This is a genomic window from Pseudovibrio sp. Ad37 (assembly GCF_001623075.1).
Classification (GTDB): domain Bacteria; phylum Pseudomonadota; class Alphaproteobacteria; order Rhizobiales; family Stappiaceae; genus Pseudovibrio.
On the sequence record NZ_LMCF01000161.1, the window covers coordinates 1 to 17488 of the forward strand.

General features: G+C 53.6%; 18 protein-coding genes. All 18 read right to left on the reverse strand.

Annotated elements, in window-relative coordinates:
* Window positions 1-136: 136 nt before the first annotated feature.
* The 18 genes from PsAD37_RS19835 to PsAD37_RS19920 all read right to left on the reverse strand — a co-directional run bounded on the left by PsAD37_RS19835 (window position 137) and on the right by PsAD37_RS19920 (window position 17312).
* Window positions 137-2416 carry a glycoside hydrolase TIM-barrel-like domain-containing protein gene (locus PsAD37_RS19835; protein ID WP_063297608.1) on the reverse strand — a complete coding sequence of 760 codons (2280 nt, stop codon included), beginning with the start codon at window positions 2414-2416 and terminating at the stop codon, window positions 137-139.
* Window positions 2417-2851: 435 nt separating this feature from the next.
* Window positions 2852-3283: an NlpC/P60 family protein gene (locus tag PsAD37_RS19845; protein ID WP_063297610.1), complete on the reverse strand. Its 432-nt coding sequence runs from the start codon at window positions 3281-3283 to the stop codon at window positions 2852-2854.
* Window positions 3258-4151 (reverse strand): DUF2163 domain-containing protein, encoded by an 894-nt coding sequence (locus tag PsAD37_RS19850; protein WP_063297611.1) that lies wholly within the window; start codon window positions 4149-4151, stop codon window positions 3258-3260. Before PsAD37_RS19850 ends, PsAD37_RS19845 begins: the two co-directional genes overlap by 26 nt.
* Window positions 4148-4780 (reverse strand): DUF2460 domain-containing protein, encoded by a 633-nt coding sequence (locus PsAD37_RS19855; RefSeq protein ID WP_063297612.1) that lies wholly within the window; start codon window positions 4778-4780, stop codon window positions 4148-4150. The genes PsAD37_RS19850 and PsAD37_RS19855 overlap by 4 nt, the downstream gene beginning before the upstream one ends.
* Before the next feature lie 13 nt (window positions 4781-4793).
* Entirely contained in the window at window positions 4794-6521 is a 1728-nt protein-coding gene (locus PsAD37_RS19860) for a hypothetical protein (RefSeq protein WP_063297613.1), read from the reverse strand.
* A 136-nt stretch (window positions 6522-6657) separates the two neighbouring features.
* Window positions 6658-6993: a hypothetical protein gene (locus tag PsAD37_RS19865; protein ID WP_063297614.1), complete on the reverse strand. Its 336-nt coding sequence runs from the start codon at window positions 6991-6993 to the stop codon at window positions 6658-6660.
* Between the two features lie 86 nt (window positions 6994-7079).
* On the reverse strand, window positions 7080-7472 hold the full coding sequence (locus PsAD37_RS19870; protein WP_063297615.1) for a hypothetical protein: 393 nt from the start codon (window positions 7470-7472) through the stop codon (window positions 7080-7082).
* 115 nt (window positions 7473-7587) lie between these two features.
* On the reverse strand, window positions 7588-8037 hold the full coding sequence (locus PsAD37_RS19875) for a hypothetical protein (protein WP_063297616.1): 450 nt from the start codon (window positions 8035-8037) through the stop codon (window positions 7588-7590).
* An 8-nt stretch (window positions 8038-8045) separates the two neighbouring features.
* A complete protein-coding gene (locus PsAD37_RS19880; protein ID WP_063297617.1) occupies window positions 8046-8357 on the reverse strand; it encodes a hypothetical protein in 312 nt (103 codons plus the stop codon).
* On the reverse strand, window positions 8354-8497 hold the full coding sequence (locus tag PsAD37_RS28440) for a hypothetical protein (RefSeq protein ID WP_159096971.1): 144 nt from the start codon (window positions 8495-8497) through the stop codon (window positions 8354-8356). The genes PsAD37_RS19880 and PsAD37_RS28440 overlap by 4 nt, the downstream gene beginning before the upstream one ends.
* 130 nt (window positions 8498-8627) lie before the next feature.
* A complete protein-coding gene (locus PsAD37_RS19885; RefSeq protein WP_063297618.1) occupies window positions 8628-8831 on the reverse strand; it encodes a hypothetical protein in 204 nt (67 codons plus the stop codon).
* A gap of 85 nt (window positions 8832-8916) precedes the next feature.
* Window positions 8917-10764 (reverse strand): phage major capsid protein, encoded by a 1848-nt coding sequence (locus PsAD37_RS19890; protein WP_063297619.1) that lies wholly within the window; start codon window positions 10762-10764, stop codon window positions 8917-8919.
* Between the two features lie 7 nt (window positions 10765-10771).
* The gene (locus PsAD37_RS19895; RefSeq protein WP_063297620.1) at window positions 10772-12334 is read right to left on the reverse strand and encodes a phage portal protein; all 1563 of its coding nucleotides are present in this window, start codon (window positions 12332-12334) and stop codon (window positions 10772-10774) included.
* Entirely contained in the window at window positions 12331-12909 is a 579-nt protein-coding gene (locus PsAD37_RS19900; RefSeq protein WP_063297621.1) for a hypothetical protein, read from the reverse strand. Before PsAD37_RS19900 ends, PsAD37_RS19895 begins: the two co-directional genes overlap by 4 nt.
* Before the next feature lie 3 nt (window positions 12910-12912).
* Window positions 12913-15042, reverse strand: a complete 2130-nt coding sequence (locus tag PsAD37_RS19905) for a terminase gpA endonuclease subunit (protein WP_193778307.1) — start codon at window positions 15040-15042, stop codon at window positions 12913-12915.
* 203 nt (window positions 15043-15245) lie between these two features.
* Window positions 15246-15635, reverse strand: coding sequence for a VOC family protein (locus PsAD37_RS19910; protein WP_063297623.1), 390 nt, complete (start codon window positions 15633-15635; stop codon window positions 15246-15248).
* Between the two features lie 129 nt (window positions 15636-15764).
* Entirely contained in the window at window positions 15765-16388 is a 624-nt protein-coding gene (locus PsAD37_RS19915) for a DUF1441 family protein (RefSeq protein ID WP_063297624.1), read from the reverse strand.
* A 135-nt stretch (window positions 16389-16523) separates the two neighbouring features.
* Window positions 16524-17312, reverse strand: a complete 789-nt coding sequence (locus tag PsAD37_RS19920; RefSeq protein WP_063297625.1) for an HNH endonuclease — start codon at window positions 17310-17312, stop codon at window positions 16524-16526.
* Window positions 17313-17488 lie beyond the last annotated feature (176 nt).

Here is a 17488-nt window from a genome sequence, read left to right on the forward strand (position 1 = left end):
ACTGACCGACCGGACACTTCGACCATCCCGTAAAACAAGACGGCGGATCTTGGCTGCACTTTCCATCAATATCACCCGTTCATGCCCCGCGCTAAATGCACGGATCCTAACAAACAGGTGGGTCAATCTTAAACGCTCATAACCCACCTAACCGGGTCAATTTTGCATGCCGATTCACAGCCCAGGTATCAGATTCCACCGGAAACGATGGAAACGGCCGCACATCCCAAGCCCATGCAAACATGTTCACAGGGTCCACCATTGGCCCGCCATAGACCGGGCTAACTGGATTGTTGCCAGCCTCAACCGCCCAATATTCCAGCATGGCGCGAAGGTAACGCCGCTGTATCAGGTCATCACGCACCCCGGAGGAAAAATAGGGCACCTGACTTTCTGAGGATTTGGGATCATAAAACACGTTTGGCTGATTGGTGCCTTTGTCGATCGCCGGGCAGCCAAACTCTGTAAACCAGATAGGCTTTGATTTTGGCACCCAGTTAGTTGAGGTATTTGAACGCACCCCGCCCGGCCGGTTGTGGTGCGGGTTTTCCCACCAGCCCCGCAAATCCTTTTGACGAAACACCCAGTGCTCACCATGGTCCTGATCTGCAATCAAGGTGCGGTTCTGGTTGGTCCGGTCCTCATCAGAGGCATAGTAGAAGTCGAAATACTCCCGGCCCTCGATGCCAGCTTTCAGATAGTCCAGATCATGGATCGATTGCGCACCTTGCCCGTGGTCCTCATGGTTTTCATGATCGCGCCAATCGGTCAGCGGCAGATAATTATCTATGCCAATAAAGTCGATATCGTCATGAGCCCAAAGATAATCGAGATGAAAGAACACATCGCCGCTACCATCATTAGGCCGGTGGCTGTGAAACTCGGACCAGTCAGCAGCATAACCTATCTTTACATCCGGCCCCATGATCTTGCGCGCTTCCTCGGCGATATAGGCCATGAAATATGCAAACGGAAAGTCATCAAACCCCCATGTTAGAGCCGAAATGCCCGGCATTTCCGTTCCAACAACAAAAGCATCCACACCGCCCGCTGCCTTTGCTAACATCGCAAGGTGCAAAGCAAAATGGGTATAACTCCATCGATATTCGCCAGTGTAGATAACTTGATCACCATCCCAACTAACATCAAAATGGTCAGACTCCCCGAAGAATGAAAAAAGTTGCGGTTCGATTTCAAACGTTCCATCCGGGCTGCCCGGCTGCCCCACTGCCGGGTGACAAGTGATCCGGCCGCGCCAAGGGTAAGCCTTCTGCTCTGCCTCCCCGTAAGGATCTGGCAGGCCGTTGCCTTCTGGAATATCCATCATGACAAACGGATAAAGCATCACCTTAAAGCCGCGCTCTTTCAGATCCTTGATTGCTTCAACCACAACACTGTCAGAAGGCGAGCCACCATAGGCGGGCTTCCCGTCCACATATGAGACAAGCCGCGCTTCATCCCGGCTTAGTCCGGCAACGCGCCATTCAATTGGACTGGTGGTTTTACGCGCTTCCACACGCGGTGCAATCGTGCACTCTCCCGCCCGCAGATCATCACCAAACCACGCCACCACCAGAGAGACGGTTTTGCACTCCGGGCAGGTGCTCTGCAAAAGGTCTATGGAGTGCTCCCAATCAGTTGCTGCGGAAAGTGTGTGCCGGTTGTTATAGGCCGTGGTCGGGCCGTCCTTGCCATCCTTCACGGGTGTTTTGGAATAACCAAATTCAGTAGAGCCGGGAATAAGAGAAATAGCCGTCAGCTTTTCTTCCTCATAGCCAACGCAGCGCACCACTTCAAAAGTCAGTTGTGGCAAACGGTTTCCAAAGTCTGCAAGGGGCAGCTCTTCAAACACCACATAGGCAAGGCCGCGATAGGCTGGCACATCCGGACTGCCCTGTTTGGCAGCAATCAACGGATCTGCTTCCTGTTCCTCATCACCCTTGTAAATGCGCATGGTGATTTTGGTTGTGTCTATTTCCTTACTATCCGCCCACACGCGCAAAATGTCAGAGATTGGCCCCTCACAGATCCCAACCGCAAAGTTGGCATAGTAGCTGTAGGTTGTCTGCGTCACCGTAGAAGACGAACCACCACCCGCCTTGCCGCCATGTTTTTCCGTTGTGGTGGTCACAACCTCATGCAGATTTGTTGCCCAGATCACCTGCCCGGAAACACGCGCACGCCCGGCCACCAGGGGAACCACGGCCCCTTCACTGGACCCCATCACCTGCAGGTTATCCAGCCGCTGCCCTTCCACGTGGCTCTTGCTGCCCGGAGTAAAGGCAGAAACCAACATGTTGTCTAAGTAGCTCCCGGCAATGCTTGCCGCTGCAGAAAGAGCAAAGGCCGCAACCTGCCCTGCACCTGTTGCCCCCGCAATCGCAGTTGCCGCCGCTGTTAAAACAAGCGTTGCCATTGTTTTACCCTGTAGGTTGTGTCAATTATTAATAAAAATCGAAAGCCAGAGTGGAGATAAACTTGGAGTTACTGAGCATCGCAATCGGTACCCTTGCGCTCTTCAGCGGTGCTCTCTGGTACTTTAGAAAGAAAAAGAGGCTAGACCTGTCAATTGTACTCGTTATGGCCTATTGGCCCGCAGTACTTATTTCAGTTGAGATCTTGTTTTTAGGATTTGCGACTGTCTATTGCCCACCAGTCTACTCATCCGCGCATGCCCCTTCTTGCAACATCCTGGGATTTGATGCAGAAACGCATCTCCCTATAGGCGTCCAGATGTTCCCAATGATCATCTATGCAATTTTGTATTGTCTCATCAGCTCATTCATCTGTGCTATCGCGGCTCTCGTTGCGTTCATCCGCCGCCGTAAAAGCAGATAGTTACTGCGTTCTTTTAAGGAAAAGAAAACGCAGCCACCGCCCGGCGCTGCCACCACCCTGAATAGGGCACCTCAACAACTCCCGCGCCCTCTTGTGCGTGGATCATCACACCCGGCCTGCTGATCAGGCCCGCGTGTTTTGCAATCGCTCCGGATCGCACCCGGAACACCACCACAGCCCCAAGGCCGGGCGGGTCCAGCTCTGCCCGCTGGAAGTACTTTTCCCCGGCTTCCAAAAGCGTTTCACGTGTTCCAACTTCTCCCCAATCCGGGGAATAAGCAGGAACCTTTTGCGGCTCAGATCCGTAAAGCTCCCGCCAGATCCCGCGCACCAATCCCAGACAATCACAACCAGCCCCTTTGACACTGGCTTGATGATGATAAGGCGTTCCAAGCCAGCCACGGGCAAGCGCAACAACCTCATTTGATATAGGAGGAACCGTCATTTTTCTGCTCATCCTGTTCAGCGTAGGACAAAATAAAATCAGGGCCGGGCATGTGCGGAAAGCCGCGATAGTTCACCGCGTTTGCAAACTTTGATTTACAGGCCGCAAAGGTATGAGCACACCCGGCAAACACGTCAAAGGAATCCCCGGCAGCAATGGGCTGCACAGGCGCTTGCCAAAGGGTCAGCTCTGCAGCCCCTTCCTCTGTCAGCTTGTGCACTTTGATTTTGACGCGGGCACCTTTGTTTGCCCCGGTGTTCCAGTGGAGCTGCCCCCATGAAAACCGATCAGCTGGAAAACCACCCAAGCCGGCACACGTAAACACCCGGTCTTTCACCGCTGTTACACTGCCCGCCCCATTGTTCTCCGGTGCATGCAGATCCACACCACAGCGGCTATCCCCCAACTCAGCATCGCAGCCATACTGATAGGTGCGGCCGGTGTTCTGGTTGAGCCGGTGGGCAAGGCTGCGCATCTCTGCGTTAAAAGCAAGCTCGCCTCTGCTCACCTCGCCAATGTTGCCACGCTGCATAACTTCCCGCTGAGACGTATCCTGCCAGTTCACCCGGTAAAGCACGATTTCCGCATCATCATAAAGCCCGGCCGCAATGTCGGATTCCGTGATCTTGTCAGAAGAAAACGCACCTTCCACGTCCATGTTGTTAACGGCAAGGCCAAGATTTGCCTCTACATCCGTTCCGGTAAAGCCAGCCGCCGCCTCAAACACAACACCCAAGAAAACCAATTGCCGGTCATGGTCTGTAAAGCCCTGCTTCACGCCATCGCGCCGCGTGACCCGCCAGCACCAACACAAGGTGGTGCAGTTGCCCTGCAGGTGCTCTGCAAGGGCTGGATTTAGCTGCCTCATAACAGCACCTCAACAATCGGAATATTGGTCACACTGCCCTGCACGTGAGCGTTTAGCGTCAGTTCCAGCATATCGGTGTCAAAGCGGGCAGGAACATCAAACTCAAAGCCCGCTGTAACTTCTTCTCCTGCAGGTGGGGCAGAAGCAAATGTGATCAGGCCGGAAGCCTCATCAAGCACAAACCCCACGGCCGGAGCACCGCCAACAGTCACCACAACCGGTGCAGTGTCTGCAGGCAAAAGGATCTTGCGTGTATACGGCTGGAAGGTCGCGCCGTAGGTCTTCACAAGCTGGAATTCCTTTTGCACGCCATCACCAACGCCTAACACCTGATCAGTGGCGCTGATTGCATCACCGGGCGGGCAGCTCTTAAAATCTGCCCAATCCTTCCAGCGAAACGCAAACATGCGCCCGCGCCGCTCTTCAAAGAACTCCACCACCTTATGCAGATCATTGACAGAGCGAACACCCTTAGCCGCGTTGTATCGCCTCCGGCTATCTGCCCATTGCTGATTGCGCGTTTCCCGGCCGTTGGCACGCACCACAACTTGCGTTTTACGTTCCGGCCCACCGCGTGCCCCTAACGAGATATCTGGCGGAAACCGTGTGTCATGAAATTCTTCCAGCATAACTGCCCCATTCCTACCGGTTGCGCCGCCCACGGCTCAAAGCATCAACCAGCATTCCAGATACTTGCCCTTGTGACTGGCGAAAGCTCTCAACATCAGGCGTTTGGATGTACTGGTTGACCACCACACCCCTCTCAGAACCTCCAAAGGCGTCCTTGTTGGAAATGATCTTGGCAGGCCCCAGAACCGGCTCAGGGCCGTTTTCTCCTGCAATGCCCCACTGCCCGGCACCAAGCACACCACCACCTGCGAAGAAGCCTTGAAACGTGCTCATGAGCGCCGTTGACAGGTTCGATTGCTGCGATGTTCCAAACATCCCGGCAAGCGGCCCTTGTCCCATGAAGGCAGCTTGTGCGGCCGCCTCTGCCAGCGTTGCTACCAGCCGCCCGGCTGCCGTGTCAGCAATCCCCAGAGCGTCAATAAATTGCGACATGGAATCCTGTGCCATCCCGCCAAGCAAACTCACAACTTCATTGTGCTGTTTCTGAGCTTGGGTTTGTGCATAGATCTCATCTGTAACTTTAATCAGTTCCTGCCCCTGCTTGCTGGCAGCTTCTACACCGGCAAGGCGCAGTGCATTGGCCCGCTTTTGTTCCTGTGCGTTCATGCTCAGCAGATCACGTTCAAACTTAAGCTGCTCTAAAACACGAGCGTAAGGGTCCACCTTTGTCTTGGAAGACCCACCGCCCCCGCTGCTATCCGTTTTCTTGTCGGGAATGATTGTTGGTTTCTCATTTTTCCGCCCACGACCACCACCGCGCCGGGTTGGTCCACTTGCAAAACCAGCATGGCGCAACTGACGTTCGCTTTGAATACCTGCAAGGCGGGCGTTTGCCGCATCAATTTGCTCTTGAATTTCAGCAATACGGGCTTCATCACCAAGCGTTTGCGCAAGCGATAGTTCCCGGTTAAGCCCCGGTAACTTGCGCGAAAATTCGACCTGCAAATCTTTTAGGGTTGGCTCTGCAACCGGTGTATTAAATGCAACGTCCATTGCATTGGCAGCGGCCAGAGTTGCCCGCTTTGCACCGATTTCAAAGGTGCGCCACATCTTTGCAAATTCATCATCAATCTTTTCAGCCTTACGCAAGAGCTTTTCATCCAGAACCCCGCCCGCTTCATCCGCCTTGCCCATCAACTCATCAAGGCCCTTGGAACCGTTTTTGAGTGCCAGAACCAGCCCGGCCCCTTCCCGGTCAAACGCCTTGAAGCTCAGCAAAAGCCGCTCTTGTTCCGAGCTGGCGTTTTTAATCAGGTCTGCATATTCGCCCAATATCTGACTTTGGGTTTTCATCTTACCGCTGGAATCGCGAAGCTGGACGCCATTTGCTTTCAGGATCTCATAAAGAACGCCTGACCCGTTGGCAGCCTCACCAACACGCCGGGAAAAGCGTTGCAACGCTGTATCTGTGGTGCCAGCTGCAACACCAGTCAGCTCAAACCCATAACGCATGCGCTGCAGCTCATCGGTCGTTACGCCCACCTTATCGGCAACCTTGGCAAGCTTGGAGCCTTCTGAAACAGCGCTTTTTATTGCAGCTGTCAACTTGGCAACCGTAGCTGCCGCAGCAGCTGCCGGGAGAAACCGAATTGCCCCCATAGATTTACCAAGTGATCCCATATCCATGTTGAGCAACTTGGTTTCCCGGCGCGTCTTTTGTAACTCGCGCCGGTTCCGTTCAAAGGTTGCACGGGATTTATCATTGGCCCGCACGTTATAGACAAGATCCGGCACGGTCATGGGTTAGGCTCCCCGGCAATTTTTAGATAAATAGACCATTCTAAAATCTCAGGTTCCGGCCAGTCTTCAAGATCCGCAACCCGCATGTGTAAGCGATCCGCAAGCCGAAACAGGAACAAGCGCCACGGATCGCCTCTTAGTTTTTTTCTATTTCCCTGGCATCACACGGGCCAAGCATCTGCACCGCAATCCGGCCAATAATTGCGCCATCGGCTTCCGTTAAAAGCTTGTGTTTGTCATCGGCATTAAAGAGCTTTTCGCCGGCCTCGTTCTGTGCTTTCATCACAAGCACATCCACAAAGGCTTCCGGGTCCAGCCCCTCATTTTCATCATTCACACGCTTACGCTGGTTTGGGGTCATCGGGTCATAAAAGAGTTTAAAAGCCTCGCCTTTTTCACCCCATTCCGGCACCTCGATAATCTGGTTTTTAGCCCGCTTGTAATGGCTCTTCACACGTTCAATCGCACGCATCTTTTTAAGGTCCTTGTCTCTGCGCTAAACAAAAAGGCAGCCTGCACAAACAGACTGCCTCTCTCACTTCACTGGAAGAGGCGGAGCTAAGCCACCGCCTCTTCTGTCAATGGGCCGTTGCCGGTAAACTCAAAAGTCATATCAATAGTCTCCGCACGGCCCTGCGCATGCTGTACGCTGGTCACTGTTGCAGTGCCGGAGGCGTACGTTTCACCGCTCTCATTGCCGCTGTAATAAAGGTGCAACACCACAGAAGCCCCGGCGCTAAGCTCAGCCTGCCCCATGTCGCCTTTCACCCGCTTGGCGCTGATAGACCCGGACCAGCGTTTTGGTGCGCCTTCCAAGTGGGTTTCCCACTCTTCACCCATTGCCGTTGCATCCGAGATTGGCGCTTCTACCGAAAGGTTGAAGCTTTGAACCTTGGCGACATCCTCACCGCCAGCAGTCACACTGCCCTTATTGCCGTGAATTAAAGGCATGCTCTGTTCTCCTGAATTGTTGGAAAGTTAGTTCTTCAGCCGCACGCTTAAGCGCGGCTACCGTGTATCGCCGAAAAGTGGGCACCGGTTTTCGGATGAAGATACGCAAGCAACTTTAGTGCGCGGTTTCCGGGTCATTCTCCGGGGCAATGGCAAGCGCCATATACCGCAGTGTCAAAATCCCTTGGCGCTTCTCGCCCCGGTCCCGGCGCACTGCTATATCCAGATTGGTTGACTGCAGGTATAGCTCTTTCACCAAGCCACCTAAGAAGCCGCTGCCAGCAAGCGCGGTTTCAACTTCCACCGCAATTTGGTCCAGCTCATCATCAAAGCCCTTGCCATCGGCCGTGGCTTCAACAGTGACGCTCATTTGCCGTTCAATGTCGCGGTCTGCACTCATTTCCGCAGGCTGGCTTTGTTCATCCAGCACATAGACAAGCAGCGCAGGCAGCCGCTTGTGATCCAGCGGAAAGGTGCGCGTGACAAAGCAGCGATCTTCTGTAGAAGGAAGCCCTTTTAAAGCCGCCTCTACAGCATCGCGCACCTGCGTTCTAATGTGAGCCATGGCTGCCCCTATTCGCGCTCTAGCAGGATCTGGCTTAAGCCTGCCCCGTCACTCATGGGGCTGCTTGCCGCCGTGAAGCGTTGCCCGTCAATCAGCAGCTCTGCACCCTCGCCAAACTCTGCCGGAATATCTGAGCCCTTCACCGCAAACACTGGTTTGGACGTGAGCATGCCAACCTCACCAAAGGAGGTTTCCTCCCCCTCATTGGTAAAGATCCCGGTGAGGTGCCCGGTGTCCCCGTTCTGCAACGCGTAGGTTGCCGTTGTTGCAAACTCATCAGTGCGCATCACTTCATTCAGATCATCGTCAAAATCAATCATTGCCGCTTCACCATTGTTTGCCCGCCCTGCACACCAACCGCCCGGTTAACACGGGCACTGCCCATCACCCGCGCAAGCTCGATGGGTGTGAGTGGTTTGGGTGGTTTCAGGCTGGTGGTGCTCTGTAGTTCTTTTTTCACTGGTAAATCCTCACCTCCAAGGCCAACGAAAAACGGGAGGCAGAGCGTATCCCCGAAAAGTGGAAACCGGTTTTCGGATAAGGATACGCTACAACAAAGCCCCCCGTTTGCTTCTCATATGAGCCGGGGTTTAATCCCCGGCTGGTTCGTCTTCTTCTTTTGGCTTTTCTCCCGCCTTAGCCTTGCCAACCCGCCTTGTGGTTGGTTCTGCTTTTTTCATATTGATCAGGAATTTTGCATCCTTTTCAGAAGCGTTCACCACATCACCCGGCGCAACCGGTTCACCACCGCAAACCGTGCGTTTCAAAATTTCAATCTTCATCTTTGCAGCCATGATCTGCCCTCTTGAGAAATGAAAGGAATATGAGAAGTCCAAATAAAAACAGCCGGGCAACCCGGCTGCTTAACTGGCGTAAAGCTTAAGCTTTGAAGGAGTGACAGAAGCTCTGCGGGTGACGCACTGCAAAATCTACATCCTGCATGGCAACCACGCGCACGGTCCCACTGGTGGACTGGGTAAACGGATCAACGGTCAGGTCTACGCCCGTCCAAAGCGCAATCAGAAGATCCGCCCAGTTGCCAAAGAAGCCGTTGTGATCCAGCACCTGATTAGAAATACCGGTGTTGTAACCATTTACCGTGTTGCCCTGCTCCCAGATAAACTGCGCAGTCCCTGCAGCCTTTTCCGTAGTCTTGAACGATCCGCGCATCGCAGCATTGAGGACATAGCCCAAGGCCCCAATGTCAGCATCATCCGTTGCAACAGTCGTTTCCATTGCAACCACTTCTTCAAATGTTGGAGCATTTGCCGCAAAGGTGGTTGAGTTAATGCCGGTGGTGGCAGCAATCCCCTTTGGAGTTTCCCCAGAGCCGTCACTGTGTAGCGCTGCCCGGCTGATCTCCAAACCAATCACCCGCGCCAGATCATCACGCACCATGGCTTCCACATCCAGCGAGGATTGAATGAGAAGTCTGCGGGAATAGTCGGTAAACGCACCCAGAGTATGTGGGCTTAGTTCGATCTGATCAAAAGCCTCTGCGCTTTTGGTCACATCATCGCTTTCACCTACCCAATAGGCGGTGGCTCCACCCACCATACGCGGGATCTTAAAGTTGCCTTCCAAGTCATGCAGCATGCGGGCGCCCATGCCCATCACAACTGCACGCTTGCGCAGCAACTCAACAAAGCTGCTTGCAAGCAGGTTATCAGAAACCAGAGCGCCACCGGCCCCGATTGTGCCCGTTGACAGGTTGCGGGTCTGCCCGCTCATATCCGCCCGCATCACATCAGAAGGAACAAGAATGCCTTCCCCCTGCTTGCCGCGTTTCTTGCCAGCCTCTTCAGAGCACTCAAACTCAAATTTAGCAGCTTCGCGGTACTGCGCATTAGTTGGATTCCCCAAAGCATTCAAAGCCCGCACAAATGAGAATTGCTTGCGTTCTTTTTGGCTCAAACCAATATCCGCAGCGCCGGAGATTTTCTCCTGCCCGCGCTCGCCCTGCAGCATCAGGACTTTGGTTGAAAAGTCGCCGGAAGACATGCCGGAGCGGATCGCATCGTTCGCAATGTCCCGGCAATTCCATTCCGCTGCAGTCGCTTCAATCTCGCGAATGCGTTTGGCCTCATTTTCCGCAGTTTTTGAGCGGATCTGTGCCAGCTCTTCTTCAGAAGGGCCGGTCTTTGGGGTCTCGGATTCATTAGGTTTGGGCATTGCTGCAGCCTTTCTTTCAAGTGCAATGGAAATAAGTTTCTCGTCAGAACGAGAACGCCCAACCCCGACGGACGGATCTGCCGGGACGGAGACTATTGAGATTTCATGAGGTTTCCAGCGGGTAATTCGAAAAACGTCCACGCCATCCGCGTGCTCTTCTTCCCTCCGCGCATCAACAATCTGATAGCCAACTGAAATGTTGGTCAGTTCACCATCAAGAACGCGCTGCCGGATCTCTTGCGCAAGCTGTGTTTTGCCAAAGCGAACCCACGCCCGGCCCTTGCCATCCTTGATCTCTACGCGCTCAATCACGCCCACCTGATTTGCAACGGTTGCCCGGTGGTCAATCAGCAGGGGCGCACGCCCGCTTCCAATGAAATCAAGGTCAATTTCACCTTCATCGTGACCCAGAATTTCAACGCCCCACCATTGGCGAATGGGTGCATCACTGGAAAATGAAAGCTCTAAAAGGTCTTCTTCCGCGCCCTCGCTAGCGCGCACGAAAACACCCTGCCGGAACAACCGCTCCGGCAGCTTCAATTCATGTGTTGGCATGGTGTGATTAGTCCTCTTTAGGCTGCTCTTTTTCAGCAGGCGGAACCGTTTTCATGAAGGCAGAAAGCACCGCCTCAAGATCTATGCCGCGATCCCTGGCGAGTGCCCTTGCCTCTTCAAAATCGTCATAGATATCTTCAAGAGTGCGCCCACGCTCTGCAGCCACTTCCTGCGGGCTTTTAATGCGGGATTCCATATTGGTTCTATTGGCGGCCGCATCGTCTTTTGGATTGACGGATTGCCAGCCCCGGCCCGTCCATTCCACCGCCTGAAACCGGGCAAGCTGTGTCATAGGCAAACGCACTTGCCCGCTCAGCATCGCCATGCGCAACCAATCGGGAAAGATAGATCCGCAGTAATGATCTGCAAGCCAGCCCTGCAGCACGCCCCATTGTTCGCGCTCTTCACCAAGCCCGGCCCGCAATGACGAAAAGTTGGCCTTTTCCAAGTCGCTGGACAAAGACGAATAAGCCACATCAAGCCCCGAGCAAACGCCGCGCAGCATGATCTTGATGAAAGGTTCCATCTCCCCACTTGGATAGGCCGGGTCGAAGGCTTTGAAGTCATAGCCCTGCGGCAACTCTTCCAAAACACCGGCTTCCATTTCTTCAAGCCGGGGCCGCTCCTGCTCATCAAAGAACTCTTCTTCTTCTACGTCTTCCGCCTCACCATTGGTCCCGGTGGCCTGTCCACCGCCTAACTCTTCATCCGGGTCGGCATCTGCAGAGCGGGTGTAAAAGCCCATCTTTTGCGCACCATAAACAGCGTTCGCAAGGGCTGCGTCTTCAAAGCTATTCATTTGCGCCAAGCGCCGCAAAGCCGTGTGCGCCCATGGAACACCAATCACCGGGGCAGTTTGATCAAAGGGCAGATAAAGGTGCACGATCTCTTCTGCAGGAATGCGAATACGTGTCCCACGGCCGCCATAATAAGAGCGGTTGTGCTTAAACATGTGATAGGCAATTGGGCGATCCACCGCGTTACATTCCACTCCGGCAAGGATGTAATGCCCGTGATCCAGCTCTTTGTTTAACTCCACATCCAGCATGGTGATATCAAGGTGCTGGATCTGGAAACCAAACCTCCCGAACTCCGGGCCAATGTATTTGCGGGCAAGAAAGTTCCCATCACGGGCAGCGGCTGTAAGAGCAATGCGCTGGCTATCAGCAAAAGAGAACTTACCGCAGGTGGTGCAGCTCCCCTTGCGGCTCCATTCCAAAAATCCGTCCCGGATAAGCTTGTTGCTGTCCCGGTCAAGATTGCCATCACCAAGCCGGGCAACCGGCTTAATCTGCAAGCCATTGCGGCCCACAACATTGCGCCGCAAATGGGAGTAAAAGCCTTTCAGGTAATCGTTGTTCTGGCTTTGCTCCCTGCTATGGGAAACCAGCCCCAACAAGTCTTCCTGAGCATCGCGCATCAAGGATGAATTGAGCCCCATCAACTTGAACTTTACAAGACGATCCGGGCGGGCGGCTTTATACTTGCGCACCACCCGGCCCGGCTGTTTCAGGGGCTGCTCTGCAGGCTTATTGCGCCTGCCAAAGATTTTGGAAAATGCACCCATCATCTAAACTCCACCTTCCGCAAACGATGACTGCCCCGGCCCGTGCGCTTGCGGTCTTCTATTCTGACCAGTTTGCGGTAGTGGGTGTGCCAGTCGGCAAGCTCTTTTGGGGTTAGCTTTGTCAGCTTGCGGCCCGCAATTTCATAGGAAGCAACACCAGACTTTGCGCGGCCTTCCAGCAGCGCTTCAATCTGTTCCAGCATGCGCCGGTTATGGCTGCGCAGGTCTATGGCGTCCCCGCTTGCCAGATCCGGCAAAACCTCAAACCGGCCGTTGCCCACGGTCTTCCGCGCCCCGTCACTGTCCCGCGTGATGAAGGCCGCCCACTGGTAAACCCCGGAGGTCCAATCGCCGTTCTCATCAGCCCCAAGGCTCACAAAAAAACCGCCTTCAAGGGCGGTTGCTGTAAACTCAATTTTTTCCGGGGCTTCCCCTTCCAATGTTCCCACATAGGAAAGCGTGTGATCATCTGGCGGGAATGTCTGCGCCAGATCATCCCGCCGCCATGATGCAAAGTCGCCTGCCCGCATCACCTTAGGTTCTGCGCTTAAAGGCTCTTCAAATCCAATTACTGCCATGTATCACCCCCGCAGCCCGGCCACTAAGCCGTTGCCTCTGCGCCTTGGTTTTCTCCGGGCTTTTCTGGTAGGTGCCCGTTTCGGCTTCACCGTTGTTTGCACGGCCTGTTTCTCGTCTTCCGCTTGCGTCTCCGGCGCTTCAGTTTGCGCCGGTACGGCTCCATTTTCAGGCACACTTTCCCCGGCAAGATCCTTTGAACCCGCATCACGGATTGCCTCTTGCTTTGGCCGCAGTGCTGCAAAACTATTGGTTTCCATTCGTCGCGCCCAAATGGGCGGGCGCTTCCAGTTGATTTTTTCCGCCCTAAGAACCAGCACCAACGCCAGCCCATAAACGCCCAAATCAAGCGCCTCGTTTCGCTTGCGCCCCTTGCGAAGCACCCAGCCTTTCGGGGTGCGCCGCTCTGCGCAAAACTCTTCAAACACTTCACTTGGTAGGTTGCGGGTCAGGTGATAGGCATCAGCGCCCGGATCTTCACGGGCAAGGCTGGCGGTAATCTCTGACTTAAGCCGCCATGTACCCACACGAACAATTCTCAAATCAGAGCGTTTTTTAACCCGCTTGCCCTCTTCCTTTTCTGGCGTGACTTCCTTTGCCCGGTCCCGGTCCCAACGGTCCAGCCCCTTGGCAAGAAACACTCGCCTGCGCAGGCCAAGCTTGCGAGATTTACGGAAGAAAGCATAAGCGTTTTTCGTCACACCGTCAGCGCCGCCACTGTCCACAATCAGCGCAGCCGGTTTGATCTGGTAGCCACTGCCCGCAACCGGATAGTACTTTTCTAGCAAGGGCAAAAGCGCGTCCCAATCTTCCTTGTACTTTGCCGGGTCAATCGCGCGTGCGTCGGCGCTTGGTGCACCTGCAGGCGGGGCGTGAACGTCAAAGCGATCAATCAGCCAGCGTTCCAGCCCCGGCCCCCATGCATCCACCTGTACAACAAAGCGGCCCTTTTGCACGTCAACGGCAATGGTAAGAAAGCGGGTTTCCGGCGGTGCGACCTTAAGCAGATATTGTTCTGCCTTGTCCTTCAGTTGCTTCACGCTCAAATCGTCTTCATCTTCCACCATGCGCGATGAATAAGGCTTGCCCTGATCAACGTTCACAGTGGTCTTTAATGAGGTTTCATCTCCGGTTTGCTGGAACTCCTGCCAAGCAGTCTCATATCTGGAAACCAGGGACGCCCACGGCTGGAAGGCAGCGGCCGCCCCTTTCAGCCAGTAAGTGACAAGATCCGTTTCCCGCAAAGCCTCATCATGAACGCTCACCAGCTCCCCGGTTTTGCTTTCATGAAACCAGCGGCCCGCCCGGTTTAGCTCCACCTTGTGTCGTGGTTCAAAGATCGCACCGCAATGCGGGCACGCCATCACCGCAGCAAGGCCGCGCTCTTTCGGGCTGCCGTCTTCTGGAAAATGCAGCAACTCATAATCTGGCTCAAAGACCTCGCGGCAATCCGGGCAAGTCCAGTAATAGCGCCCACGGGTGCCCCGGTTATAAAGCGCTAAAATACCCGTTGCCGGTGGTGCCATATGCGGCGCACCCTCAGGCGGCAAGAAGTCATTATCTTCAATCAGACGGCCCGGAGAACTTTCTGCAATCGCCATCCCACGGGAACCAAAAGTTTCCGTACGCTTCAAGGCAAGGTCAAACAGGTTGCCTTCCCCTTCAATGTCTTCCGGCGCACGGTCATAGTCAGTCAGCAGCATTAAAGGCAGATCAGAAGCAGACACTTTGGAGACCACCGGCCAACCGATATCCAGCGTCATGCCGCCCTGAAAACGCTTGTCTAATATGTTGTTGTCGAACCGGCCCCGGCCTAAGCGCCGCTTGATTGAAGGCGTGTAGTTGATCAGCGCCCCTACTTTTTTCAAAGCAAATTCACGCGCCGCGTTTCTGTCCATATGAATGACACGCATGTCGCACGGCTCACAGCAGATCGCCTGCCCTATGCGGTTGATTATCAAAGCGTCCGTTTTGCCAGTCCGCGCAGGCCCGGCAAACACCGTTCCCCGGAATCGCCGGGACGCACTCATGTCCATAGGCTCCACCATGTAAGGTGTTACCTTGTTATCCCACGCGATGATTGCCCCGTTGTCCCGCAGCTTGCGCTCACCACCTGCCCAACTTGAAACCGACATACGCCGCACCGGCGCAAGGATTGGCAAAGCATCAGCAAGGCACCCGGCCGCACTCGCATACGCAGGCGGCCGCCAGTCATGCGAACGGGGCGGAAGTTCGAAGTTGGGCATGGTATAATTTCAAATCAGATTTGTGGCGTTTTTCACATTTGAGCCGTACTCACGATACGCTAACCCAGTCTAAGCTGGTGCTCTTCATTGGCTCAACCGCCAACACTCGCAGGCGATTTCAACTCACACAAGTTCCCATCAGGATCGCAAAATCCGGCGATTGTACCCCAATCAAAAACTTGGCGCTTGACCTGGACGTTATTCGCGCGAAGTGTTTCAATTGATGCGTCAATATCATTCATGTTAAACCGCAAAACAAAAGGGTTCTGACCTCGGTTCTTTAGGTGTGACGATCCGTGACCACCCCTTTCAACCATCAGATAATTCTGGCCCATCCGAAAGGTTGTCAGATTACCTTCCCTCTCGATTATCTCGAGCCCTAAGATATGCTCATAAAAATTCTCGCAGGCTTTAAAGTCTTCAACAAATAAAATAATTCCAAATTCAGATGTAACATTCGCGATATTATTGCACTCTATCATTCTACACCTCCCCCCGAATTCACCGCATACCATGACATTGCAGATGCAGTTCAGCAATAACAATATAAAAATATTTTACTTTCTTAATTTATCCGATATTTCGTTTAACTTTCCAGTGCGAGGTCAGCTTCATTCAGCGGCTTCCAGCATGCCAGCTTGCCCGGTGTTTTCTTCCGCGCTCATCGTCTGCATGAATTCAGAAAGCTCCCGGTGAAGTTCCGCCAACAGATCATCAGCAACAACAACCGCTGCCTCTGACTGGCGGCCATCCAACCCAACATCCCGAGACAAGCGGTCAGGCATGCCATTCACCGCATTGCGAACCGCTGAGAAAGTCCGTTCCAGCAACGCAACAACATCAGTACGGGCGATCAATTCACCGCGCGATTGCGCAAGCTTGTTATAGGCTGCCTCAGTTTCATAAAGTTCCTTACGCTGCCTTGGTGTCAGCGCCATTTCAGAATTGCCAGACCCACCACCCAACAAAGCCATCTGCATTTGCCGGATATTGCTTTGGATCTTCTCTTCTTCCGCAGCCTCTGAAGCTTCCCTTTCCTTCTGCCATGCATAGCAAACCGAAAGCCGGAACTCATATGCCTGCCCGTTGGTGCCCTTGCTCTCACAAGGCATCCCCTCAGAAATCCATTGATCTATGGTGGGCAGGCTTTTCTTAAAAGCTTCTGCAAGATGGCGCTTGTTCACCACCACATCTTCCACACCGTCAGGGAGCGGATAGCGCTCAACATTCTCCATGCACGCCCCCTATCAATCTGGAACAACAACAGAAACGAAAACACCAAGTGCTCCCGCACACCACACAAACCAATGTCCCGCAGTTTCGAACTACCCGCAGGCCGGGGCAGGCCCAGGAAGGACCCAAAGCTTCAGTTAAGCGCTTTGACTGATCATCTCTTTCAGCTGTTCAATACTCAACGCCTGATCACGCTTGCGATGCACCACGGAATGGCAATTGGAGCAAAGTGGAACCAAGTCCTTCCGCGGATCAATCTCAATAGGACCACCACGCATTGAGAGCGGTTCGATATGGTGCACCTCGATAAAGCCCTCAGCATAGCTCCCGTAGAATGAGCCGAAGTCGAAGCCGCAAGCCTTGCAGACACGCCCATGAAACTCGATCGCCTGCGCTCTCAGTTTTGGATCACGCTCATAAGTCGAAACAGTCCGATAAGTCTGCTCGCCTTCCATTGAAGCAGTATAGCTGCTTTGCGTGTCATCCTCTTCAAAACCATAGGTCATGTTATCAGGAACAGGCACTTGCCCTAAGATACGATAGTAGACAGCGATTGTAATTTCCCGAACGCCATCACGCCAATAATTGCTGCGCTTGCTCTCTGGAATATCCTCGAGATAGTCGCCATCTTTCTTTGCCAGGATCGCCTCATCGAAAGGACGGTAGTTTACTATATCGGCATAAAGATCGCCTTTTTTGCTCTCAGGGTCAGGTTTAACTGTCCCAATCTCGGCAACAGCGAAATAGTGAGGCTCTTTCGTCAAACGCTGATCGGCAAACTTGGCCTGTTTCAACTTACCTTTGTAATAAATAACTTTTGTGCCGCTTGGCAGCAGTTTCGCATAGCGTTTGGGAAAGTGATAAAGCTGACCTGTCTTGTCATCCCATGGAGAGACATCATTCTCAGTAATTACGGCAAATTTCATAGGTGCTACTCAAGTAATATTGGAAAAAATTACATTCCAATATTTTAAGTGTCAATGAGCGTTCAAAATTGATCCGGCATCATCATTTAAAATTGACCCACCTTGGTTGGCACAAATCCAGCAGGCGAACAGCTCTCATCTAGCAGGTTCGTCTGCTGGCTTTGTGCCAACCAAGG